Consider the following 23,993-nt stretch of genomic DNA (forward strand, 5'->3'; position numbering starts at 1 on the left):
GGAGGCATAAGGATGGAATTTTATACAACCGACAAATGGGACGAGGATATTTGGACACAAGCCGGTTCCATATACAGGCAAGCCTTTGAGGCAAGCGCCAGCAAAACCGAAGCGATCATTCGCCGGGTCATTCAAAGAAAGCTCGGCCACCTCCATTTTGCCAAGGAAGGTTCAGATATGACCGCCATGGCATTGACAGGAAAGCTTGAGGGTATCGATGCATTGGTCATTGATTACATAGCCGTGCGCGAGGATCGGCGCAGCCAAGGCACTGGGCAATTATTTTTGGACTATATCCTAAGCTGGGCGAGGAATAGCGAGCACTGTGACGGAGTCGTTGTTGAAATTGAATATGAGGATAGCCCGTTTTATCAGAAAAGGGTTCACTTTTGGCAGCAATCCGACTTTTTACTTACGAGCTACGTCCACACCTATAAATGGGTGCCGGAAAAATACCAAGCCATGTATTTGATTATCGAGCAAAGCGCCCAAATCCCCACAGAGGGGGAGTTGTTGTTTGAGCATATCACCGAATTTCACGAAAAGGCTTACAGGCGCTGATCGGCACCATTGTGGTTTTTAGAGCGGTAATCAGAGGGTGTCATTCCCAGCAGCTTACGAAAAACTTGGGTAAAATATTTGGCATCCTGATAGCCGACCAAGGGGGCGACTTGGTACACCTTAACATCGGTGTTGCGCAGAATGGAGCATGCCCGCTCCATTCTCAGCTTCGTTACGTACTCCAGGAAAGTCACACCACTCTCCTTCTTGAAGAGTACGCAAAAATGGCTGCAGCTAAGGCCCGTAAATTCAGATACCTCATCAATGCTTAAATCATGATGAAAACGGCTTGCAATATAATCGATCGCTTTGTGGATCGACCTGAGCTCATCCTCTCGGGCGGTAACACGTGTAGAGCGTGCTGTGTGCTCAAATAAGGTATCCCTCATCAGCCATTCCAGCTCTTCGAGTGTGCCGCAGAGAGGAATATGCGAAATGAGCTCTTTCAATTCAGCTAAGGGCTCCGCGCTAATGTCGTTTAACCGCCGGGAAATGCCTACAGCCAGCTCAATCATCATTGCAGCCGCATCCTCTTGCTGCTTCCCCTTGCTTCGCAGCTCGTTAATCAGCTCTTCGAGCAATTGTGCAGTTTGGCTGCGGTCAAAGCCGGCCAGCGCCTCTGTCAAGCGCTGCTCCCAATGCAGCAGCGAGCCTGCTGGTTGTGGCACCGCTGGCCGCGCTCCGGCTTGTGCCATATTTCCAGCAGCGGTATCTTCGTGAGCCCATGAAGATACCGCTGTTGCACCGGCCTCATCCGTATATACCCGTTCACGCCCTCCTGCGAACCGGGCCTGTAATGCTTGCTGTGCGCTGCGATAACAAGCAAACAGTGCATCCAAGCCGGCATGCTGCTGGCTAATGCCGACAGAGCAGGACAGCTTGGTGCAGGACTTTACCAGTGAAATAATTTCGTAGGCTGTGTGTTCGGCCTGCTGTACGCTTGCATGCAGCAGCAGCACCCACTCCCCGCTTCGGAATGGGAATACCGTTACCGCCCCGTGTTGCTCACCATATTCATTCAAGACATTTCCCACTGCAAAAAACCACAGCTTACGGTCCTCCCGACTCCAGCGATTGACCTCCAAGGTATCATCAAAGCCAACCACAAGCATCACATAGGGATGCTCTAAATCCCAGCCCTGCAGCCAATAAGTCGGATTGTACGGCTTATCGTTACCTTCGAGCATGCTGCTGATCATCCGTTCACGGAGCAGGCTCGACAAGGCTTGGGCCGAGCGCGTCAGGTAATCCTGCTGCAATTGCCGCACCGCCTCTTGATCCAGCTTCTTGCGGGCTTCATGCATCACCGCCTCCAGCTCTTCGTGGTCAACTGGCTTAAGCAGATAGTCTGATGCACCATAACGGAGCGCCTCTCTGGCGTATTCGAATTCACCATATCCGCTTAGCAGCACAAAAATCAAGGAAGGCTCTTGGTACAAAGCCTCCTTCATCATGGAAATACCATCCATCACAGGCATTCGAATATCACTAATGACGATGTCGGGTTTCAGGTCCTGGATAAGCTGTAAACCATTTTTCCCATTTGCAGCTTCTCCAACAATAACCATTTGCAGCTCCTCCCATGGCAGAGCTACCTTTAAGCTGCGCAATATAATGGGCTCATCATCCACAAGGACAACTCGATAAATTCTTGACAAAGCGACACCCCCATAGTCAAGCTCTGAATATTGTATGGCACCGCTTATATAGGTTCCGATGTACTTTTTCATTTCCCTACAAGCAGGTAGTACCGCTGAAGCTCTAGCTCCAGCCTTTGCAGGGCTTCCCCAGCCGTCAGGCTGCCAGCTATCAATTGCTCAGCAACCTGAAAGAAGGGCTCCTGTAAGGCAGGGGGAAGCGCATTATCATAAGGGACGAAGACAGCAGGAGAAGCCTCCAGCAAATCAACGATCTGCTTAAACACTGGACCGGTACGTTCATAATCAATAGCAATTTTCATAGCTGGCAGCCTGTAGCTTTCGTAAACGATCCGTCGCTGCACATCTGGGGAATAAATCGCGCCCAGCAGCTCTAATGCAGCTTTGCGGCGCTCCCCCTCCAGATTAGCCGACAGACCAAGCCCGAAGGTATAGCCACTGGCTAAACCCTGCGAGCCTTCCTTAGGCTCTGACAGAACCGGAAAATTAAAAACACCTACATTTTCCGCGAAGCCGGGCTTGGCCTGCTCGCCCTGGAAAATATTCAGCTCCCAGCTGCCGTTTAAGAACATACCGGCTTTTCCATCCAGAAATAGCTGCTCCGCGTATGCGATACTCCTAGTTTCCGAAAAACTGGGGAATGGCTTCAGGCTGCTGAACTCTAGAAACCGTTGGGTTGCTTGCTCATATTCAGCCTGCATAAAGCTTCCATTCCCTTTGACAATGCGTTCAATAGGCGCAGAGCCCGCAAACCGCTGTAGAAAGTAATGGTAATGCATCGCTCCCGGCCAACGCTCTTGGTTACCCAGTGCAAAAGGAACAAGATCCGCAGCCTTTAGCTTTACAATAACCTGGACGAGCTGCTCCCAATTCGTGGGTACAGATAGTCCCAGATCTGCGAACAGCTGCTTATTGTAATAGACCGGCTCGGCAAAGCCTTCAATCGGCAGCCCATAGATTCCGTTGCCAAATTTCCATAAGCTTAGATCGTAAAAGCTATTGGACATTCCATGCTCCCGCAAGAAATCGGTTACATCCAGAAGCCGTTCTGCCCGCACGTAGGGCTCGATCTCAGCACCGCTGAACAGGACGAATATATCGGGTGGATTGCCTGTAACCATCTCACTTTTCAGCCTATGCTCGCGGTGTACGGTCTGGTCAAGCCCTTCAAAATCAACGCGGATATTCGGATGCTCCAGCTCAAATTGTTTAATTACCTCAGTTACAATTTTCAGCATATTGGCGTTATGTGCTTGTGTCCAAACATGACGAAAGCTGAGCTTAATCTTTTCAGCCGCTGGAGACGGTGCTTCTTGAGTACAACTGCTTATAGTAAGCATGCATATGAATAAGACTGCACATCCACCAAGCCTCCATAGGGCTGTAAGCCTGCTCATAAACCCACTCTCCCTTGGCTAGCTTGCCCGTCATCAAGAATACGTGGCATCCGAATCCTTACAATGGTTCCTTCCCCGTTCGTTCCACAAACCATAATACCGTAGCTGGCACCAAATCGAATCCTTAACCGGTCATGGACATTTTTCATCCCTACACCTCGATGCTTGGCCTTGTCCATATGGGGCTGCCTGCCAGCGAACAGCTCCTCCAGCCTTTGGGGCTCGATGCCAAGCCCGTTATCTGCTACCTCAACAACAAGGTCATTGCCGACCTCCATAACACGAATACGAATAATCCCTTTATCCTGTAGAGGCTCGATGCCATGGTACAAAGCATTTTCGACAATTGGCTGTACAATCAGCTTCAAAGTTAAGTGCCGCTTCCAAACCTCAGGAAGCTCCATCTCATAAGCAAGCTTGTCACCAAATCGGCAGGTTTGGATAAATAAATAATGCTTAACATGCTCAAGCTCTGTTGCAATCGGAACCAATTCCTGTGTTTCGCTAATGCTGATACGCAGCAGCTTGCCAAGAGAAATGACAAGCCTGCTGATTTCCTTATTTCCTTGAAGCACAGCCATAGAATTAATCGTTTCCAACGAATTATAAATAAAGTGCGGATTAATTTGCGCCACCAACGCCTGCATCTCCGCTTCTTTCTTGCGCTGCTGCTCTTCCTCGACCCGCCTAATCAGTTCCTGAATTTGCCTGCTCATTTTGTTAAAGCCACGAACCAGTAAGCCCGATTCATCCCGGTATACCTCCCTGCCCAGATAAATCTCGGTAAATTTGCCGGCTTCAGCCAATCGCAGCGCTTTCACGACTGAAATTATCGAATGGACCAGCTTGCGAATAAATAGCGCATCAAATAGCAGGACACTAAGCAAGGCGAAGACCAATAAGCCAAGCGCCAGATTACGTATTCCTACCGTTTCTGCATACATGACATGAAGGGGTGTCAGCGCTACCAAATACCAGCCGTTGGTTTGCGAAGGATAATAGGTAATAAAGGTTTGCTCGCCTTCATATTTGTCAATATAAGTGCGACGCTCCTCCTTTTGGTCTAAAAAAGGAAAGGCAATAGGTTCGCCCAGATGCTTACCTGATTTGCTGAATAGCACCATACCCTGGCGGTTGACGACCATCATCTCGCCCTCTTTAATAGTACCCGCCTCCCAGAATACATGGTCGACTGCATCCGTCTTCACCGTCAGCACCAAGGTGCCGATATTCTCCAGTGAATTATAGTCCTTGATCATACGCACATGGGTAAGCTGTTGATTGGAGGCTGCTTCGTTCTCGAAAGGCCCCAGCCACAAAGGGCGCCCCTTTAATGCCGTCATTCGCGGGTACCAGGGCTGCTCCTTTAGCTTTTCATAAGTTGGGGCAGGCTGTACGGTTGAGCTATGGATCAGCTCGGACTGGTTATATAAGGTTAATGATGTTATTTTCGGATGGGATAATAGCAGATTATTAAGCTCCGTTAACAGCTGGCGGTTCGCAGCCCCTTCGCCTTCACGAAAATCCACTGGGCTCTTCCGCTTTAAAAATTGCTGGATAACCGGCTGGATGATGCTCAAATCGGATATAACATTCATTTCATTCAAGGCATATTGAATTCTACGATCTGTTTCCAGCAGGCTATTGGCATAAAAATTTTCGGTTTGCTTTTCAATAGCCCCGGAAAACAGTCTGTAAGTCATACTACCCATCAAAATAATCGGAATACAAACAAGCAAAATCACGCCTAGCATGATTTTATGGCGCAGCGACATCAGTCAGCCTCCAGAGTTATAACATACACTACTTACACATTCTCACTTAAGAGGGGATTATCCTGCTGCGCTGCGCAAGAAACGATTAGCTTTTTACAGCCCCTGAGGTCAAACCGGTTATAAACCAGCGGCTAAAAAGCGAAAAAACGATTAATAAAGGCAAGGTAGCAAAAAATGTAGCGGACATGATCATCCCATAATCAATCGAATCGTTGCGGCTAAAAAGCTGCTGTAGCGCAATTTGAATGGTGAAATTCTCATTATTCTTCAATACAACCAACGGCCAGAAAAAATCATTCCACGTATTCAAAAAGGTGAAAATGCCGAGCGTTGCCAGTGCGGGTACAATGATCGGCAGCACAATCCGCGCATACGTATTGAAATAGCTGCTGCCATCTATGCGGCTTGCTTCCAGCAGCTCTTGATGAATACTGGCCGTAATGTATTGGCGCATCCAGAATATCCCGAATGCTGACACCATGCCTGGGACAATAATCGCTTTATAGGAATCAATCCAGGAAAGCTTCGCCATTAAAATGTAGTTCGGCAGCACGCTTAGCTGCTGGGGCACAAGCAAGGTACCCAGCACCAAAAGAAACAATAGCTTCTTCCCGGGAAATTCAAATTTAGCAAACGCAAAGCCGGCTAAAGAGCAGAAGAACAGCACGGATACCGTCGTCAAGCCGGAGACGATAAAGGAGTTCCATAAGGCTCGAAAAAATATAATTTTCTCTAGTGCATGCGAGAAATTGACGATGAGTTCCGTACCCGGCATGATAGCTGGAGGTATTTGATAAACAGCGTCCCTAGTTCGAGTGGCAATGACGAGCATCCAATAAAATGGGTAAGCTGAAGCAAACGCTCCCGCAGCTAACAAGAAATAAATACAAATACGGGAAAATCCCCCCTGCTTTTCTCCTACCGGCATTACGCTTCCCCTCCCATCCGTTTAGATAGCCATGTATTAATCATCGAGAAGATGATCGTAAACAAGAATAGAATAACAGCACTAGCTGCCGCAGTACCGAAGAATGAGTTACGGAAAGCTTCCGTGTACAAATAAATAACCATCGTAATTCCCTCAGAGCGGGTTGAGCCTGAGCCACCCTGACTTAAGAAAACAAAAGGCTCGGTAAACAATTGAATACTGCCAATGGTCGAGATTAGCACCGCAAACAGAATAAATGGCTTTAACAGCGGTATCGTAATAAACGTAAAAAGCTGGCGGCGATTAGCCCCGTCGATACGTGCCGCTTCGTATAAATCTCCTGGAATGCTTTGCAGTCCCGCCAGAAAAATAATCGCATTGTACCCAGTCCAACGCCAGATGACCATCGTCGCGACCGCTATTTTTAATGGCCAATTTTGTACGTTCCATGCGTACGGTCCCAGATCAAGCAAGGAGATCAAGTAGTTGGCCATGCCTTTATTGGCAAAGGCCGCACTGAAAATCATCGTAACCGCTACAATCGAGGTGATATTAGGCAAGAAATAAATCGCCCTTAGCAGCTTTGTACCCCGGATGAACGCTGAATTCAGTCCTACAGCGAGGATAAGCGCCACAATTAATTGCGGGATTGTCCCCATGCCGCCCATTATAAAAGTGTTGCTGACCGATGTCCAAAATGTGGGATCTGTCAGCACGAGCTCAAAATTTTTCAGCCCGACGAACTTCATATCGCCCATACCATTCCACTTGTACATGGATAAATAGAAGGTGAAAAATATCGGGTAAACGCCAAACACTGCAAATAATAAGAAAAACGGCGCTATAAATAAATAAGCTGCCAAGCGGCTTCTTCGCCGCTCGGTGAGCCAAGGACGCACGGTTGGTGCGTCCTTAAAAGCAACAGCATTGCTGTTCATGGTCTCAACTCCTTAGAGTTTCCGCAGGAAACTTTCTTCGTAAGCATCTTCTTGAGTTTCCGTAGGAAACTTTCTTCGTAAGCATCTAGCTGCGTTTGTTCAGTTCTTTTATCTTCTTTATTGCTCCATCCCATTCGGCTTGCGGATCGGTGCCTTTTTGCTGCACATTCATAAGAGCTTCCTTCATAATGCTATCTGTTGCATCATGCAATTTACCATAACGAATCGGCTTCACACTCTTGGCTGCTTTGGCAAACTCCACTGAGGTAGCTTGGTTGTTAAAATAAGGATCCTTTAGATCTTTAAATCTGGCATCGTCGTAAACCGCAGGAATGGATGGCATTAATCCATTAGAGATATATGATTTTAATTGACCTTCCTTGCTGTCCATCCAGGCTATAAACTCATAGGCTTCTTTGGTATTCTTTGATTCCTTCGGAATGCTCAGGAATGACCCTCCCCAGTTGCCGGCACCTTCGGGCATTTGCGTAATCATCCATTTGCCTGACGCATCCTTCGCATTCCCTTTGATTGTGCCGTTCATCCATGCCGGAGCCAGCATGACAGCAAACCCGCCGTCATTGGTTTCTTTAGACCATTCGGGAGTCCACAACACGTTCTTGCCCACCCAGCCTTCTTTGATGCCTTTGACCGTAAAATCGTAAGCCTTTTTAATTTGCGGGTTTGTATCACCAATGAACTCCTCATTCTTGTTATAGAAGATCTCATTGCCTTGGTCACGTAAGCCGTTAAATAAAAGCCCAGGCATATCTACAAAGGTTTTACCTGTTTTTTGTTTGAATTTGGCAGCCGTTTCGGCGAATTTATCCCATGTAGCAATTTCCTTGTAGAACTCATCTGGCTTGCTGGCGATTCCCGCTTGCTCCAGCAAATCGGTACGATAATAAACAACAGTCGGACCGATATCTGTTGGAAGACCTAGCTGGAACTTGCCATCCGCAGAAGAACCCTGCTGCCATTTCCAGTCCACATAATTGGTTTTAATCGTTCCTGCACCCAGATCATTCAAATTATTGAATTTATCCTTAGCTTCCATAAATTTCTCCAAGAAGGCAATTTCAAGCATAAAAATATCCGGGGCTCCCTTGTTAGCGGATAACGCGGTCAGCATGTTGTTGTGATGTGCTGTTTGATCAGCCGTGTTCTGAATTTTGATCGTGACATTTGGCTTGATGGTTTTGTACTCCTCAGCAAGCTTCTCATAACCATTGGTTCCAAGTGACCAGAAGATAAGCTCAACCGGCTTGTCTGTTTTAGCCTCGGTTTTTGTTTCACCCGCCGTTGCCTTTGCAGGCTCTGTAGCAGGCGAGGCAGTACTGCTGCAAGCCGCCATAGAAGCAGCAAGCAATAGAGCAGTTCCTGCGGTAGACCATTTTTTAATAGCATTCATTTTGAATAATCCCCTTTCAATCCTATAATCTTCTTCACCTCTTCATCGTAAGGGTTACGCGCTTTTTTGCCGAGGTGGTAATCCTTCGATCTTAGGTTGAAATAAGCATGAACTCCACAGCACGAAAAAAAAGCCCTTATATGAATACAAGGACTTCAACTTTATTATCTTTTCACTTGTTTGCTCAAGCTTCTGCACGCTGTGCAAATAAATAAAATATATAATCCGTTGGCACGCCAGCATGACCAAGCTGCCTTAGCATCGCCGTAATATTCCCACGATGGTACGTTCCATGGTTAACCACATGCTGTACCAATTGTGAAAGCTTAGTTTCCAGCTTGCCATACTGTGGATGCTCACAAACCATAAGCTTGTCCATATCCTCCTGCTGACCAAAAAAAGCGTGGTACTGCTCCGTTAATTCCAGGTACATTACTTCCATATCCGTGAGGCTTCTGTCTTTGGTTAGTTGTTGGAGTGGTCCCAGAATAGCTACGACCTCGTCAAACTTTTTATTTTGCATAACGCTCAGCCAGGTGACGTCCATTAAATAAATATGCGCCAATACGGTAGAAATGGAGGGAAAAATGCTCTCCACTTTTGCCGTATATACATCTGCTGGCAAAGCCTTCAAATGTTCAATAAAAGCGCTATTAGCCCAAACGTGATAGTGGTACAATTGCAATGCATGATGCTTCATAGAAATCCACCCTTTCAATTTTTTGTTATTGGATATAAAGCATTGTAAAATTGTTTGATATGAGGAGTATACCTCCTGTTGACTGACAATAATGGTCAGTGAAGGAAGAGTGGTGCAGATAACATCCATAAAAGTAAACAGGAACGAGGCGGAGAACCTATGGAAGGCTTGGCATTTATCCAAATAACTGAGGATCGGCTCCAAGAAATATTGGACGTTTATAATTATTTTGTTCTTAACACCACGGTTTCTTTCGATTTAGAACCGATAACCTTGGAGCAGCTAAAAACCTCGGTCATGAACAAAAACCCCCGATTTCAATCGTTCGCTATCTTAGAAGCCGATGAATTGAAGGGGTATGTGCTGGTCACACAGCATAAAGCCAAACCAGCCTATGACGTAACTGGTGAGATTACGATCTACTTGAATCCGGCCTATGTAAACCAAGGGATTGGCAGTAAAGCTCTTCACTTTATTGAGGACATCGCCCGCAAGGCTGGATTTCATAGCTTGGTTGCGACGATTTGTACGGAGAATGAGCGAAGTATTTATTTATTCAAAAAGCATGGCTATTCCCAATGCGCTTATTTAAAGGAAGTCGGATATAAGTTTAATAGATGGCTGGACATCGTTGTTCTTCAAAAAATATTGGCAAACTGATGGGCTAGCTTTGATAATAGTCCAGCAAATCAGCAGCGATCTTGGCCAATCTTTCTTTGAGCTGCGGCGGCTCCAACACTTTAATGGATTTGCCATAGGTAAGGAGAAAGTGGGCGGCATGGGTTTGCACAGCTTGCTCGGTCAGCTTAAAATGCACTTGGCAATCGGAGCGTTCCACCAGCATTTGGCCCAGCAGCCAATGGGTACATAAATCGTTGATTGCCTGCGGCTTACCTTCGATTCGTACGGATACCAGCTTTTCTTGGAGGTTAGGATCTGGCAATAGCGTTCTAAGAAAAAAACGGCTTGCCGAAAACTGTGGCGGCCTTTGAAAAACATCCGCCGTGCGTGACAAGGAGCCAATGCGATCCACCCGAAAGCTGCGAATTTCCGCGCGCAAATAACAATAGCCTACAACGTACCATTTGCCCAGCCAATTGACGAGCCCATAGGGATCTAGCTCACGGGCTTTAAAGCTGGTATCGTTGCCTGTTCGGTACTCCATCCTGAGACGGTATCCATGGGCAACCGATACCTCCAGCTCTTGAAGGAGCGGCTGCAACGCCGGATCAACGATCGAGCCAATGACATCAAATCCAACCTCATGGCGCTCAATTGCGCTTAATTGGGCTGCGTTCGTAAATAATTTCAGCTTGTCAATGGCTCGATTCAAATCATCCCCAAACGGATACCCTGCCTGCTGCGCAAACATCGCTGCTTGGATCAGGGCCTTTTGTTCGTGGGAATCGAATAGGAGTGGAGCTTCGGTAAACGCATGAAGCAAGCTATAGCCTCCATTATGCCCCGAATCCGCAATAATTGGCACACCACTTGCACACAACGCATCTATATACCGGTATACAGATCGGATATGAATCTCGAGCGTCTCGGCTAGCTGTTTGGCCGTTATCCGTTGCCCTGTTTTCAGCAGCCATAATATAGCGAGCATATGGTCGGATTTGGACATGTCCGGGATCTTCCTTTCCAAGCTATTATTGATGGGCTAAGATGATGAGGAGCCGCAAAGCTTTGCTAAAATGGAAGCCTATTGCCAAGAAAAAGGACAGACGCGCGGCTTTAATACATCGGGAAATCTATCTGAACGATCCACGCAAAACGGAATTAGCGAAGCTAAAAACGGTTTTAAGATTCCTGTGAAAAGCCTTTAGCCATGGTCTCAGGAATGAGAACTCACAAGCAAGCCCCAGCTACCCATTCGTAACCACGAAGCCGTTTCTCATAATCCGGTACAGGGGAAACGAGCAGAAACTCGTCCACACCATACAGCTCCCGAAGCTGCTCCAGCTTTCTTCGGATTTGATCGGGTGTGCCAACAAGCATTCTCCGGCTTGGCGTTGGGGGCTCGAGCTCTGCCTGAGCTTTCGACGCTGCATCTGGCGAGCCCACACCTGCCAGAGCTGCATTTGCTGTAGTGCCGCCCGGCTTGTCCGCTTCGGGCTGGAACCATCCAGCCGTCTGCGATGCCAGCCGCTTCGCCTCAGCCTCCGACTCCGCGCACACGATGCTTACAGCCACAATCGCCTGTGGCTCTGGCATGAGCCGTGACGGGCGAAATTGCTGGCGATACGCGCTCAGCATCTCTGCTCCATCGTTGTCGCTCATAAACTGACCAAACACATAACCCGTCCCAAATTCCGCGGCGTAGGATGCACTCTTTTGGTTCGTGCCTAGCATCCACACAGCCAGCGGCTGCGGGGGAACCGGCCTGGCTACCACAGGCTCGCCATCTTGCCGATACTCGCCTGCCAACAATTCCATTAATGCCTTCAGCGCATCAGGTAAATGCCGCAGGCTCTCCAGGAAATTGCCACTCAAAGCGATCGTGGCATGAGCAGAGCCTCCTGGCGCCCTGCCAATTCCTAGGTCAATCCGCCCCGGATAAAGGCTCGCCAAGAGATGAAAGGATTCTGCCACCTTGAGTGGCTTATAATGCGGCAGCAAGAGGGCACCGGAGCCAAGCCGAATCTGGCTCGTCTGGGCGCCGATATGGGCGAGCAGCACTTCAGGTGAAGTGCAAGCCAAGCCTAACATATCGTGGTGCTCAGCTACCCAATAGCGGTGGTAGCCCAGCTCCTCTGCCCTGCGGGCCAGCCGAAGTGCCTGCTGGAGTGCATAATGGGCATCCGCATCACCAAATACAGGAGCCAGATCCAAGACGCTTAGCTTCAAGTTCCGCTTCATATGAACCCTCCTTTTTCAGCTAATTTTAACAAAAGAGCCCCCCGATTGGGAAGCCCTATACGCTTAAGCTATGGTTAAACCAAATCGCAAGCCTCCGCAGGCATCCAATGGGCGTCTTCGCCATCCCATTTCACATTGCAGCCAATCGGATTCGTGAGTGAAACGGCTAAAGGCTGGCCGGCCAAATGCTGCTCTAGCGCATCTGCTAAATTGTTCACGGTAATTTTCCTGGCATCCCGCGGATTATCGACACCACGCCCCGTGTAAATGAGCTTGCGGCTTTCATCGAACACATAAAAATGCGGAGTCCTAAGCGCACCATAAGCACGGGCAACATCCTGCGTATCGTCCACCAAGTAAACCCATGGGAACTGCTGCTTGCCCATCTCTTCGACCATGTGCTCGTAGGAATCGTCCGGATGCGTGTTTACGCTGTTGGAATTGATACCGACAAAACGCACACCTTTTTCCTTATAACGTGTTGCCGTTTCTCTAGTAACTTCATTGGAGCCGAGGACAAATGGGCAATGATTGCAGGTAAAAAATACAACGAGCACCTTAGCTTCTTCAAAATCGTTTAACGAATACTTCTTCCCATCGGTTGCCTTAAGTGTAAAATCCGGTGCTTGGCTGCCTAATGACAAAGTAAAGGACATGAATAATCCGCCTCTTTTCGTTACTATTTTTGTAGATGAAAGAGCTTAAAGCTGATCGTTACCAAAGCCTTGGAAAAACTCAATAATTTCCCCATCCGGTCCTTTGACAAAAGCAATTTTCGCCGGGTAGGAAGGGTCCCTGCCGAGTGTAGCATCCTTCGGGTTAATCGTCACTGTAGCTCCCGCGGCTACTGCAGATTCAACTGCTGTAACCACATTGTTCGTACGGAACGCTACATGGAAGAAAGCGCCTTCATGCTTATGCTCGATGGAGCCGCCAGCAAAGATTTCCATGTAATTGCCATCTCCGGAGTCTAACAAAACTATACGCTTATCGCCTTCACCCCAGGACGTTTTTACCGTAAAGCCAAGACCTTCCGTATAAAATTTAACACTAGCATCAAAGTCATACACACGAAGCGCAAGATGATGAAAGCCACCGCCACCGAGTTTTTCATTGGTACCCATACCATTTTGCCTCCTTCTCGCTAGTAAATACTCATAACCATTCCTACATAAGTATATCAGATGAAGCGGTATTAGGAAATTTTATGCAGGTCTGTTTCTGTTCCGCAACAAGCAATCGCCATCCCATTAGTAGTATACTATAGACAAGAAAAAAATAACCAATAATGGGAGGGATTTCTATGTCTATACCCGAGACAACAGTTAACCTACAAGCCATTACTCCAATTTTGCGTATTTTCGATGTGAAGAAAGCCACTGAATTTTATGTAGATTTCCTTGAATTCCACTTGGATTGGGAGCATAAATTTGCTGCAGATATGCCGCTTTATATGCAGATTTCTTGTGATGCTTGCGTGATTCATCTGTCTGAGCATCACGGTGATTGCTCTCCCGGAGCAGCTCTAAGAATTAAAACCGAGCATATTAAAGCGCTCCATACCCGGCTGATAGGCAAAGCCTATACATTTGCGAAGCCCGGGCTGGAGGCCACTCCATGGAACACCTTGGAGCTGCAGGTCACGGATCCATTTGGCAACCGCATTATTTATTTCGAGCCATTGACCGAGGAAGCCTCCTCAGGCGTAATCGCTGCAGGTTAAGGCTGGTCCATAAAATAAATCTGTTGCTGCCAACCAAGCACCTCTTTGATGCGAGCATTGGATAGCAGGCTTGTCCGGTCGTCCAATGCTGAGCGAATATCGGTGACCCCAGATAAGTGGGCTTCTATAAGCTCGCTAGTACTGCGGTCTGAAGAAGTATCGTCAGCTGCCAATATGAGTGCTTGGGCACCTAAGCCATCCTTTTCAATAGCTAGACGGCAGGCAACTGCAACATCACGGGCATCGATGTAGGACCATAGGATACGCTTGCGGCCTGCGGTATCAGCAAACTGGGCACGGATCGCTGCATAGCTCTCCGGCACGAGAATATTGCCCAAGCGGAAGGATATCACTTGCATGCCTGTGCGCCGGTTGAAGGCTTCAGCCGTCACTTCATTCACGACCTTGGACAAGCCGTAGCTGTCCTCAGGCAATTGTGGATGGGCTTCATCTACCGGCAAATATTGCGGGGCAAAATAGTCATTGGCAAATACCATGCCATAAGACGATTCGCTAGAAGCGAGCACAACCTTCTGGATACCGAGGTTCGCTGCCGCTTCCAATATATTATACGTATTCATTACATTATTGCGGAAGCACACATCGTTGGGATGGGTATAAGCCTGCGGAATCGCGGCAAAGTGCACAATCCCGACGGCTTCCTGCCGATTTCGCCCACTAAAAGGCGCTAGCGCATTATGAACCTGCCCCAAATCGTTCAAATCCACAATAATCGTGCGGCATAAGGGCTCTTCAGGCAGCTTCCAATCCAGATTGATTACCTCATAATCCTGTTCTACAAAATGCTTGACCAGCCACACACCGGCCTTGCCACTGCCTCCGGTTATAATAATTCGTTTTTTACTCACCTGTCGCACTCCTTCCAAGTTTTCCAACTGCGGCCCCAGCTTGAAAGCCGCTATTGCTATTTTATCCTTAGTTCTTTACTATGGATAGTAGTGAATTTTTGTTCATATTATTACAGAAAATATACTTAATAACCTTAAGGTTACTAAGTAATATTCAGGAAGGATGATCCTCATGTCTCTATTAGACAATGAAACTAGCAAAAATACGACTCCCACTAGCAATTATATCCCTAAACAGCCCATTTATATCGAATGCTCGATTGAACGAACATTAGATGCTATAGGCGGCAAATGGTCGTTTCTTGTGCTTCGTGAATTGTTCGGCGGAACCAAACGCTTTGGTGTCCTCCAGAAGAAAATTAATGGAGTCAGCCCTAAATCATTGACCGAAACCTTAAGGCATCTTGAGGAGCAAGGGGTCTTGGAGCGAACAGCTTATGCCACCGTACCTGTCACCGTAGAATATACACTAACTCCCAAAGGCCATGACCTCCACCAAATATTAAAAGAAATGAAGCTTTGGTCTGCCAAGTGGTCTTAATATTCTCGTTATGATGAGGTGCTCGCATGCTTGCTTATTACAGGAAATATTGGAAAACAGTATTTGACATCGCTTTACTGGCATTAACGGTATACTTATTTATGTTATTGTTCAGCTATCTGTACCAGATTGCAACCCCGATCTTCCTAGCCTTTATTATCTACTTAATTATTGAGCCTTTGGCTCGCTTTTTACATAGGCGTGGTTTAAGCAAAAGCATTGCTTCAGCCATTTCAACGGGCATATTCGTGCTCGTCATTCTCGGAGCTTTAGTTGGAATTGGTGTCATCTTCACCAGCCAAATTTGGAGCCTTAAGGCCAACCTGCCGCAGTATTCGGCAATTCTGCAGGAGCAGCTTTTATTAAAAACAGATTTTCTGCGCCATAGGCTGGATGCATTACCCGATGATGTGATCCAGAAAATGAGCGAATATTCCACAGAAATTACTGAGAGAGCCTCCCTGCTTGCCGGGCAATTTCTGAATTGGACCTTCACGATGCTGACCAGCTTCTCGACATTTGTCGTGAACTTCGTCATTGCGATTATTCTCGCTTACTTTTTAAGCATCGAGATTGAATCTTGGAAAAGAATGGCTCGGGAGAAAACGCCCAAAACGTTCAAGTCTGCCTTCACCTTTCTGAGAGAAAATGTATTACTTGGCATCGTTGGCTACTTAAAGGCGCAATCGAAGCTAATCACCTTAACGTTTATCGTGATTTTCATTGCCTTGCTCGTATTAAGGGTAGATAATGCGTTCTCCATAGCGCTGCTTTCCGCCATATTCGACGTGCTTCCCTTGCTGGGTGTTTCCACTTTATTTATTCCCTGGATTATTTATTTATTTATCGTCGGCAAAACGACTTTGGCCATTTGGCTTTGTGTACTACTTGCCGTTGTTATTATGGTTCGGCAAATTATGGAGCCAAAAATTACCGGAGATTCCCTCGGTGTCTCTGCCTTTACGATGCTATCCTTCATGATGATTTCCTTATCCCTATTCGGCGTGGCCGGCTTAATTTTATCACCGATCCTCATTATTACGATTAAAGCCTTGTATGAGCAAGGCCACCTGCAGCGCTGGATTCGCTGGCCGGAAGGCGAGTAAGGCTCCCTACTAGGACAAAATTAAAGAGGCTATTCCCTCAGTCATTTGACTTAAGGGACAGCCTCTTATTTGATTCTTGATGAGCCTGCAGACAGCACCTATTGCTCACGTTCCGTCAAATAGAGAAATCGTTCTCCAGGCACGAGCACTTTGAATTTCATGGACGGGTAATACCTGCCCAAATAATCGACGAAATAGGCCGGGTTTTCAGTGTTGCCTTTAAACATATCATAATGCATCGGGATGACCATTTCCGCCCCAATCTCGGCCGCCATATCTGCCGCTTCACGGAATGTCATATTACCGTATATTTGCTTACGCAGCCGCCGCCAATCATGGCCGTTAATCGGCATGCAGGCAAGCTCAATGTGATGTGGTTTAAGCGCATCCTCCAGCTCTTGGTCAGCCAGTGCATCCCCTGCATGATAGAAAATCAGCCCATCCAGGTTAAATACATAGCCTAGGAAAAAATGGTTCCCATCCGCATCTGTTATGTACTTTTCATGCTTGCAGGCAACCGGTGTAAAGCTGATTCCTTGTGTAAGCTCACAGCTTACGCCTGCCTTGGCGGCAATAATCCGCTCCTCGCCGATGCCTGCGTCCAGCATCAACTGGACATGGGGAGCCGGACAAACAAATAAGGCCTGCGGCGAATGAATCGACAGATCTTTTAATGTAAACGGATCCAAATGGTCGGAGTGGTGGTGGGTAATGACCACATAATCGGCATTATAAATTTCCTCCGGCTTAATTGGCGGTTCGAAGGAGCGGCTCGGTGATGCCGACAGGTAGGGGTCAAAATAAATAAGCTTGCCCTGCTTTTTCACGACCAGGCTTTCCTGCCCTAATTGCCAAATGGCAACACCATCCTTAGGTACCTCCGTAGTATCCATCTGCTTCAGCAATTGCTTGCCTGTTTTGCCAATTACGATTTTATCATTCATATCCTTCATCCCCCTTTTAAAGCTTGATTTTGTCGTGTGAGCCCGTTTGTGAACCCGTATATAAGCCAGATATGACTCTATTAGATATGATACTTTTTTTCAACACGGTTGGTAAAGAAATTCATCAGTAATAAAGAGATCGCTATGTCATCCACTGGCATAAAAGGAAGCAGGTCCGGAGCTACCCAGTAAACAAGTGCTGGTATAACAAATAGCAGCTTTTCCCTAAGCGGTACCTTCCCTGAAAATAGTAGCGGAATAATTTTTTTGAATACATGTCCCCAATTTCGAAAAGAAAGCAGTCGTCTCCACATGCTGTCGTCCCCCTTTGTATAACTAGGCTGCCAGCTCTTCATCCGTCGCTAGCCTTACTCACCTTTATAGTGCACTATACGCAGGAATGGAATGTACGTTGCAGGAATTAAGTTCGGAGGGCCTCCACCATAATAGCGGCTGCTTTGGGATAAATCTGATCAAATTCCAAATATGGAAGCGGATTGCTGCCTGAGCCTAATTCCACAGTAAATCCGGGCCTGCGAAACTCTTGGATGAACCAGTCCTTGTAGCCCGCATCGCTGCCTGTCAGCTTAATCGCCCGATACCCGCTAACCTCTGCCAGACGCTCGGCAATGCGCTCCGATATAGCTGGCTCTAGGCCATTGTAATTCCAATAAATTTCTTCCCCTTGCGTATGGAAGGCGATAACCAAGGAGAAGTCGCGCTCCCGCGTAAATTTCACCATCGCTATAGCCTCCTGCTCCGTCTCAGGTGCTATGCCTGTGTAATCCCTGGGGCCAGGATTCGTTACTTGCCGACGGTCTCTTTCCATTTCCCAGTTTGCTGGAAATTGATCGTTCAGGTCTACGCCGCGTATATTGGCTTTCCAGCCTGAAAAATCCGCCGACCCACCATTCCATTGCATGAGCCTTCCCTCCATCCCCTTCGGAGGTTTGTCCAGAATAAGCTCCACACCGTCCGGATTGACCATCGGTACGACCCATAATGAGCTTTGATAATAAAGCTCCCTTGCATCTACTCCATACAATAGCTTTCCATGGCTGTAAGCGTCTGCATATTCCTTGATGAATTGAATAAGCATCGGTGTTGTGATCCACTCATTGGCATGGAAGGCTCCATTAAAATGGATTTCTTTAGCCCCCCTGCCTATCCGCAAATAAGGAATTTCCCTGCCGCATACCGTGTTGCCTATGGAACCCGTGTCGATATACGGGTACAACTTGCATAACTGCTGGATATCGACCATTAACCCTGTGTAATTGAGGCCCCCACCAAATACATTCATCCCATGATCCTCCTTCATTAAAAACGAATGATAGAAAAGAACGCTAAAACAATAGAAACGATTCGAAAGCCTAAGGCTCCCGAACCGTTTTGTCTAAAGGATGGATGACGTACGCCATACGATAGGCTTGACGTCAATAGGCTCATTTAGCCAGTTCTGCGCTATTTTCTTAAACATCACTGGATCTCCACTGCAAAAAAATTGATGCACTGGCAGCTCAATTGCGAGTTTATAGGGGGCAGCCAGCATGTTATGGTGTGACAAAATGGCGCTAATTTCTCTTGCTGTTTCATCAGCGGAATTAATTAAAGCTACATGGGGACCCATCACTTTGGATATCGGCTTTGCTAGAAATGGATAATGGGTACAACCAAGTATTAAGCAATCCATAGGCACGGACTTAAGTGCTTGCAACGAATGTTCTACGATTCTTGAGGTTTGCTCCGTATCAAATAAGCCTTGTTCTACTAACGGCACTAACAACGGGCAAGCTTGGCTAACCACCTGAACATGGGGTGATATTCGAGAAAGCGCCAGCTCGTAGGCTTTGCTTTTGATCGTGCCTTCGGTTCCTATGACTCCGATCCTTCCACTTTGGGTCAACTTCATCGCCGCACGAGCCCCCGAATGAATAACGCCCACCACAGGGATTGATAGGCGTCCACGTATTTCATCAAGGGCAACAGCCGTAGCTGTATTGCAAGCGATAACGATCATCTTGGGGTTATATTGCATCAAATAATCAACGATCTGATGGGTAAATTGAATCACCTCAGAGGAAGACCGGGTGCCGTAGGGCGCTCGGGCCGTATCGCCAAAATAACAGATTTGCTCCTGAGGGAGCTGTCGCATGACTTCGCGGGCTACAGTAAGCCCGCCTACCCCGGAATCCAATATGGCTATCGCTTGCTGCACAAAGTTTCGCTTCCTTTTGTATATGAATAGACACGACATACTCATCTATAAAGTATGTCGCACAAATAGAAAACGTACCGAGTGTTGCCAACTTCCGCGAATAGCTTAGGATTTTCACCTGCCTGGAGGCTGGATATCCGTCAACAAGGCAAGCTCATACCCTGCGTCGCGGATGCCTTTAATAATGCGGTCCAGCGCTTCAATATTTTCGGGCGACCCCTGATGGATCAAAACAATATTACCATCATGCAGATTACCCATAATATCATTATAGGGATCCTCCGCGCCATTTGCGCGCGGCACCCAATCCTTCATTGCCGTTGACCAGAATACGGAGGAATATCCCATATCCGAGACTAGGTTTAATAAATGCATATTATAACGCCCGTAAGGAAACCGGAAGTAGGGCTGAATCTCCTTGCCTGTTACTTCCCGGTATAGCGACTCATAATCTTGAATTTCCTTGATGACCTGTTCATCGGTTTGCAGGTTCATATCAGTGTGTGTCATCGTATGATTGGCAACCAAATGCCCATCGGCAACCAAGGTACGCACAAAATCAGGGTTCTTTTTCACATTATAGCCAGCAATAAAAAAGTTGGCCTTAGCGTTATTATCCTTTAACGATTTGACCAGAAGCTCCGTATCACCCATCGGGCCTCCCGTATCAATCGTCAAGTATACCTTTTTGCCGGTACCGACCCATAAGGCCTTCATATTATCCGTGTACTGTCTCGTTTCATTGGGGAAATTCGGTACATATCCCTTCGGCTGCTTCATATAGTACCAGGAATAAGCTTTGAATTCATCGGTAATAGGGAGGCGCGGACCACCGCCTGATGGTTTATACGTTGCCGATGAGGCGGTAGCCTTAGCTGCTGGGCCTCCATAGCCAGCTTCGCCTGGGCTGCCTGCGGCAGGGGCGCTTGGCTTCGGCTCAGCCGTAGGCTCAACCGGCAGTTCTTCAGCGGTGCCCGAGACCGAAGCCGGGGTCTCCTGCGGCGATATCGCTGGCGTTTGCTCCGCAGGTGCAGGTTCTGGCGCTGGTGGAACCGGAGCTGGTGACAGCTTTGTTTCCTTTGAAACCTCAGCTTCGGAGCTTTTGGGCTTCATGGTTTCAGCTTGGATCTGGCTGGCTTCATTGGAGCCCGCCGTATTGGAGCATGCAGCTAATATGGCTGTACAGAGGACTAGCATCAGCGTAACGGTGCCCGATGTGCTTCTAAGGTTCATCATGATGGTTAGCTCCATTTCATAGGTTTATGTCTTCTCCCATCATAACATTCATAAGTAAGGGCATAAAGCAGTTTATTACAAGCAAAAAAGCCCCAACCGGCACAACCCGGAAGGAGCTTTTATATAGTTTCAACACAGGCTTAACTAATCTTGGATCAACAATGATGTTTATACAAATTTCGGTATCCAGTCTCCGTGTGCTTCGATCATATCATCGCACATGGCAACGATATCATCAATTGACAGCTCAGCTGAAGTATGAGGGTCAAGCATAGCCGCGTGATAGATATGCTCTTTCTTGCCTGTGATCGCTGCTTCCAAAGTCAACAATTGCGTGTTGATATTGGTGCGGTTTAATGCAGCTAATTGAGGAGGCAAATCGCCTACATAGGTAGGTGTAACGCCATTGGCATCAACCAAGCAAGGCACTTCTACGCAGGCTTCTTTAGGAAGGTTCGTAATCAGCCCAGTGTTCATCACATTGCCGCCGATTTTGAACGGTATATTCGTTTCCATCGCTTCTAGCATGAAAGAAGCATATTCTTTGGAGCGGGTATGCTCCAAATTCTTGTTGTTTACGAGCTCCTCGCGCATCGTTTTCCATTTCTCGATTTGGCGCACGCAGCGGCGTGGGTACTCGTCGAGTGGAATATTGAAGCGTTCGATCAGCTCTGGGTAATTTTTCTTAATAAAGTACGGGTGGTACTCCGCATTGTGCTCGGAGGATTCCGTAACGTAATAGCCGAATCGGAACATCAATTCAAATCGAATCATATCGCCATGTTGTTCCTTCTGCTTTTCACGGGCACGACGTTTAATTTCCGGATACAGATCGACGCCATCCTTCGTTGCTTCAAGTAACCAGCCCATATGGTTAATACCGGCGATTTTAGTCCGAACGCCTTCAGTTTCCATATCCAATGCTTCGAACAGCTTCGGCATGCAGGCTTGCACGCTGTGGCATAATCCGACTGTTTTCACGCCGCCGTAGGTGTTCATTCCATTCGTCAATACCGCCATTGGATTCGTATAATTTAAGAACCATGCATCCGGGCATACCTCGTGGATATCTTTGGCAAAGTCAAGCATTACCGGCAAGGTGCGCAGGTTGCGGAAAATGCCCCCTATTCCCAAGGTATCGGCAATCGTTTGGCGCAAGCCGTATTTTTTAGGGATTTCAAAGTCGGTAATGGTACAAGGATCATAGCCACCAACCTGTATGGCATTGACCACATATTTCGCTCCACGTAATGCTTCCTTGCGATCCGAATACGCTTTCACAACGCATGTGCTGCCAATCGATTGCTTCAGGTTGTTCAGCATGTTTTCGGAATCCTTCAAGCGCTGCATATCAATATCGAACAATGCCAGCTCAAAACCTTGTAATGCAGGTGTCATCATGCAGTCGCCCAAAACGTTTTTGGCGAATACGGCACTGCCTGCTCCTAGAAAAGTAATTTTAGACATTTGGTGATAGCCTCCCAGTTCTATGGATATGGATAAGTTCAAACCTCAATTAGAACTATACGCCAAGAATCTGGGAATGCATATGGAGACAAACCATTTTTATATGGTTAAATGTAGTACGTTTGTTTTTTATCCTTTGCGAACAGCAGCCCACAAGGCAAGCTGGATTACGGTTATTAAAGTAAAGGCAATTAAAGCGAGAAACGGAATCGTGATGAAGCCCATCCAATTAATATAATCCACATCACAAGGTACAGGCCCGCATGCTGTAGCCGCCTCCTTGAACCAGGAAGTCTTTTGCATCAAGTAGTGATAGAGTGAAATCCCCATTCCCCAGACACTTAAGGGAAGTACATAGATAACCTGCATCGTATCCTTGCGTACAGCTGCAATGCCTAGTATAATCACCAGTGGGTACATTAAAATCCTTTGGTACCAACAAAGCTTGCAGGGCAAATAGTGCATAATCTCCGAAAAAAACAAGCTTCCAACCATAGCCACAACCGCTACAATCCAAGACATATGTAGTCCATTTTCTTTTATAAATCGTTTCCAGCCCATCTATCAGCGCTCCTTATGATTATTCCTGCCAGCATATCCCCAACTATTGCATAGGTTCATTATGCTGTATCTGCTTGCCTTTATCAATATGATTCGAGGTGTTCGATTTGACCTTGTTCCACCACAACGTCGCTTTCAATCCACATCCGGGCAAAGGTGAATTGTCGGTATTATTTTCTGGCAAAGCCCAAACCAAGCCACTGCATAAGGTGGGCCCCCAAGTGCTGGATTACTACCTTGTCCATTATATCGTCTCCGGACGCGGAACCTTTCGCTGTATGGGTCAGGACTACCAATTAAAGCAAGGAAACAGCTTTTTTATATTCCCAGGCGATCTGGTTAGCTATGCTTCAGATAGTGAGCAGCCTTGGTGCTATAGATGGATCGGCTTCAAAGGCAACCGTGCAGATGAGTACCTGCATAAGCTAGGCATCACCCAGCACCATCCTGTGAATGTGACTAAGCAGCATCGAAAGATGAATGCTTTATTTCACCAGCTTGAGCATAAGTTGCATGATCGCCAGCCGCATAGTGATATGCAATCCGAAGGTTACCTGCGGCTGATTTTGGCCGAATATGCGCAGGATCTCCATGAAACCTCAGTCCCGGCCAAAGAAGTGCCGGCCATTCAGCAGCAAATTGAGCTAGCCATCCGTTGGTTGACCCTTCAGCATAACCAGCCTATTTCCATTGAGCAAATGGCACAAAGCTTAGGCTACCATCGTACCCATTTATCCAAAATGTTCAAGCAGCATACCGGGATGTCTCCAATGAATTTTTTACTCAAAATTCGGATGGAACGGGCAAGGCTGCTGCTGCAGGAATCACTAACCGTCGATCAAGTAGCCTCTTCTGTGGGGTTTGCCGATGCGCTTTACTTCTCCAAACAATTTAAAAAGTGGTTTGGGCGCTCGCCATCTGAATATCGGCAAGACCAAACCACTAACCCTTATGACTGCAGCGAGTAATCAACAAGCCGACAATAACTGTTTTCATTCTTTAAAGCTTTCCATAAATAAGAGCATATATTCAAGTGTGCCTTGCCCACTAACGACTCAACAATATTTAAAGAAGGGTATTTCATTTATAGGGGGCGTC

At 47.1% G+C, this 23,993-nt stretch carries 25 protein-coding genes; 6 read left to right on the top strand and 19 right to left on the bottom strand.

Annotated features, from left to right (window positions below):
* The first annotated feature begins 12 nt into the window (after positions 1–12).
* A complete protein-coding gene (locus tag G9U52_RS15945) occupies positions 13–561 on the top strand; it encodes a GNAT family N-acetyltransferase (RefSeq protein ID WP_166151268.1) in 549 nt (182 codons plus the stop codon).
* Here the strand turns inward: G9U52_RS15945 and G9U52_RS15950 are convergent.
* The 7 genes from G9U52_RS15950 to G9U52_RS15980 all read right to left on the bottom strand — a co-directional run bounded on the left by G9U52_RS15950 (position 549) and on the right by G9U52_RS15980 (position 9,368).
* Positions 549–2,291, bottom strand: a complete 1,743-nt coding sequence (locus G9U52_RS15950) for a response regulator (protein ID WP_207953014.1) — start codon at positions 2,289–2,291, stop codon at positions 549–551. The genes G9U52_RS15945 and G9U52_RS15950 overlap by 13 nt on opposite strands.
* A complete protein-coding gene (locus G9U52_RS15955) occupies positions 2,288–3,616 on the bottom strand; it encodes an ABC transporter substrate-binding protein (protein ID WP_166151270.1) in 1,329 nt (442 codons plus the stop codon). The genes G9U52_RS15950 and G9U52_RS15955 overlap by 4 nt, the downstream gene beginning before the upstream one ends.
* Positions 3,613–5,391, bottom strand: a complete 1,779-nt coding sequence (locus G9U52_RS15960) for a cache domain-containing sensor histidine kinase (protein WP_166151272.1) — start codon at positions 5,389–5,391, stop codon at positions 3,613–3,615. Before G9U52_RS15960 ends, G9U52_RS15955 begins: the two co-directional genes overlap by 4 nt.
* A gap of 85 nt (positions 5,392–5,476) precedes the next feature.
* Positions 5,477–6,319, bottom strand: a complete 843-nt coding sequence (locus G9U52_RS15965; protein WP_166151274.1) for a carbohydrate ABC transporter permease — start codon at positions 6,317–6,319, stop codon at positions 5,477–5,479.
* On the bottom strand, positions 6,319–7,257 hold the full coding sequence (locus G9U52_RS15970; protein WP_166151276.1) for a carbohydrate ABC transporter permease: 939 nt from the start codon (positions 7,255–7,257) through the stop codon (positions 6,319–6,321). The genes G9U52_RS15965 and G9U52_RS15970 overlap by 1 nt, the downstream gene beginning before the upstream one ends.
* 85 nt (positions 7,258–7,342) lie before the next feature.
* On the bottom strand, positions 7,343–8,668 hold the full coding sequence (locus tag G9U52_RS15975) for an ABC transporter substrate-binding protein (RefSeq protein WP_166151278.1): 1,326 nt from the start codon (positions 8,666–8,668) through the stop codon (positions 7,343–7,345).
* A gap of 184 nt (positions 8,669–8,852) precedes the next feature.
* Complete coding sequence (locus G9U52_RS15980; RefSeq protein ID WP_166151280.1) at positions 8,853–9,368, bottom strand: DinB family protein; 516 nt, start codon at positions 9,366–9,368, stop codon at positions 8,853–8,855.
* Positions 9,369–9,527: 159 nt separating this feature from the next.
* On the opposite strand from G9U52_RS15980, the gene G9U52_RS15985 reads away from it, so the two are divergent.
* Positions 9,528–10,028 (top strand): GNAT family N-acetyltransferase, encoded by a 501-nt coding sequence (locus G9U52_RS15985; protein ID WP_166151282.1) that lies wholly within the window; start codon positions 9,528–9,530, stop codon positions 10,026–10,028.
* A 4-nt stretch (positions 10,029–10,032) separates the two neighbouring features.
* Here G9U52_RS15985 and G9U52_RS15990 read toward each other — a convergent pair whose 3' ends face one another.
* The 4 genes from G9U52_RS15990 to G9U52_RS16005 form a co-directional block, all read right to left on the bottom strand.
* The gene (locus G9U52_RS15990) at positions 10,033–10,995 is read right to left on the bottom strand and encodes a helix-turn-helix transcriptional regulator (protein WP_166151284.1); all 963 of its coding nucleotides are present in this window, start codon (positions 10,993–10,995) and stop codon (positions 10,033–10,035) included.
* A 224-nt stretch (positions 10,996–11,219) separates the two neighbouring features.
* Positions 11,220–12,230, bottom strand: a complete 1,011-nt coding sequence (locus G9U52_RS15995; RefSeq protein WP_166151286.1) for an LLM class flavin-dependent oxidoreductase — start codon at positions 12,228–12,230, stop codon at positions 11,220–11,222.
* Positions 12,231–12,304: 74 nt separating this feature from the next.
* A complete protein-coding gene (locus G9U52_RS16000; protein ID WP_166151288.1) occupies positions 12,305–12,886 on the bottom strand; it encodes a thioredoxin family protein in 582 nt (193 codons plus the stop codon).
* Between the two features lie 45 nt (positions 12,887–12,931).
* Positions 12,932–13,354 carry a VOC family protein gene (locus tag G9U52_RS16005; RefSeq protein ID WP_166151290.1) on the bottom strand — a complete coding sequence of 141 codons (423 nt, stop codon included), beginning with the start codon at positions 13,352–13,354 and terminating at the stop codon, positions 12,932–12,934.
* 179 nt (positions 13,355–13,533) lie between these two features.
* On the opposite strand from G9U52_RS16005, the gene G9U52_RS16010 reads away from it, so the two are divergent.
* Positions 13,534–13,953 carry a glyoxalase superfamily protein gene (locus tag G9U52_RS16010; RefSeq protein ID WP_166151292.1) on the top strand — a complete coding sequence of 140 codons (420 nt, stop codon included), beginning with the start codon at positions 13,534–13,536 and terminating at the stop codon, positions 13,951–13,953.
* Here the strand turns inward: G9U52_RS16010 and G9U52_RS16015 are convergent.
* Positions 13,950–14,822, bottom strand: coding sequence for an NAD-dependent epimerase/dehydratase family protein (locus tag G9U52_RS16015; protein WP_166151294.1), 873 nt, complete (start codon positions 14,820–14,822; stop codon positions 13,950–13,952). The genes G9U52_RS16010 and G9U52_RS16015 overlap by 4 nt on opposite strands.
* Before the next feature lie 172 nt (positions 14,823–14,994).
* On the opposite strand from G9U52_RS16015, the gene G9U52_RS16020 reads away from it, so the two are divergent.
* Positions 14,995–15,363 carry a winged helix-turn-helix transcriptional regulator gene (locus G9U52_RS16020; protein WP_166151296.1) on the top strand — a complete coding sequence of 123 codons (369 nt, stop codon included), beginning with the start codon at positions 14,995–14,997 and terminating at the stop codon, positions 15,361–15,363.
* 26 nt (positions 15,364–15,389) lie between these two features.
* On the top strand, positions 15,390–16,469 hold the full coding sequence (gene ytvI / locus G9U52_RS16025) for a sporulation integral membrane protein YtvI (RefSeq protein ID WP_166151299.1): 1,080 nt from the start codon (positions 15,390–15,392) through the stop codon (positions 16,467–16,469).
* 98 nt (positions 16,470–16,567) lie between these two features.
* Here the strand turns inward: ytvI and G9U52_RS16030 are convergent, their stop codons facing one another.
* The 7 genes from G9U52_RS16030 to G9U52_RS16060 form a co-directional block, all read right to left on the bottom strand.
* On the bottom strand, positions 16,568–17,413 hold the full coding sequence (locus G9U52_RS16030; protein ID WP_166151301.1) for an MBL fold metallo-hydrolase: 846 nt from the start codon (positions 17,411–17,413) through the stop codon (positions 16,568–16,570).
* A gap of 80 nt (positions 17,414–17,493) precedes the next feature.
* Positions 17,494–17,727, bottom strand: a complete 234-nt coding sequence (locus G9U52_RS16035; RefSeq protein ID WP_166151303.1) for a hypothetical protein — start codon at positions 17,725–17,727, stop codon at positions 17,494–17,496.
* Between the two features lie 107 nt (positions 17,728–17,834).
* Positions 17,835–18,716, bottom strand: a complete 882-nt coding sequence (locus G9U52_RS16040; protein WP_243767366.1) for a M14 family metallopeptidase — start codon at positions 18,714–18,716, stop codon at positions 17,835–17,837.
* Between the two features lie 93 nt (positions 18,717–18,809).
* Positions 18,810–19,631, bottom strand: a complete 822-nt coding sequence (racE, locus tag G9U52_RS16045) for a glutamate racemase (RefSeq protein WP_166151307.1) — start codon at positions 19,629–19,631, stop codon at positions 18,810–18,812.
* Between the two features lie 114 nt (positions 19,632–19,745).
* A complete protein-coding gene (locus G9U52_RS16050) occupies positions 19,746–20,867 on the bottom strand; it encodes a polysaccharide deacetylase family protein (protein ID WP_243767367.1) in 1,122 nt (373 codons plus the stop codon).
* Between the two features lie 168 nt (positions 20,868–21,035).
* Positions 21,036–22,334 carry an alpha-glucosidase/alpha-galactosidase gene (locus G9U52_RS16055; RefSeq protein ID WP_166151309.1) on the bottom strand — a complete coding sequence of 433 codons (1,299 nt, stop codon included), beginning with the start codon at positions 22,332–22,334 and terminating at the stop codon, positions 21,036–21,038.
* A gap of 129 nt (positions 22,335–22,463) precedes the next feature.
* Entirely contained in the window at positions 22,464–22,895 is a 432-nt protein-coding gene (locus tag G9U52_RS16060; RefSeq protein ID WP_166151311.1) for a disulfide oxidoreductase, read from the bottom strand.
* 113 nt (positions 22,896–23,008) lie between these two features.
* Between G9U52_RS16060 and G9U52_RS16065 the strand changes: the two genes are divergently transcribed.
* Entirely contained in the window at positions 23,009–23,863 is an 855-nt protein-coding gene (locus G9U52_RS16065) for an AraC family transcriptional regulator (protein WP_243767368.1), read from the top strand.
* The last annotated feature ends 130 nt before the right edge of the window (positions 23,864–23,993 follow it).

It is taken from the genome of Paenibacillus agricola (assembly GCF_011440305.1).
GTDB lineage: Bacteria > Bacillota > Bacilli > Paenibacillales > NBRC-103111 > Paenibacillus_S > Paenibacillus_S agricola.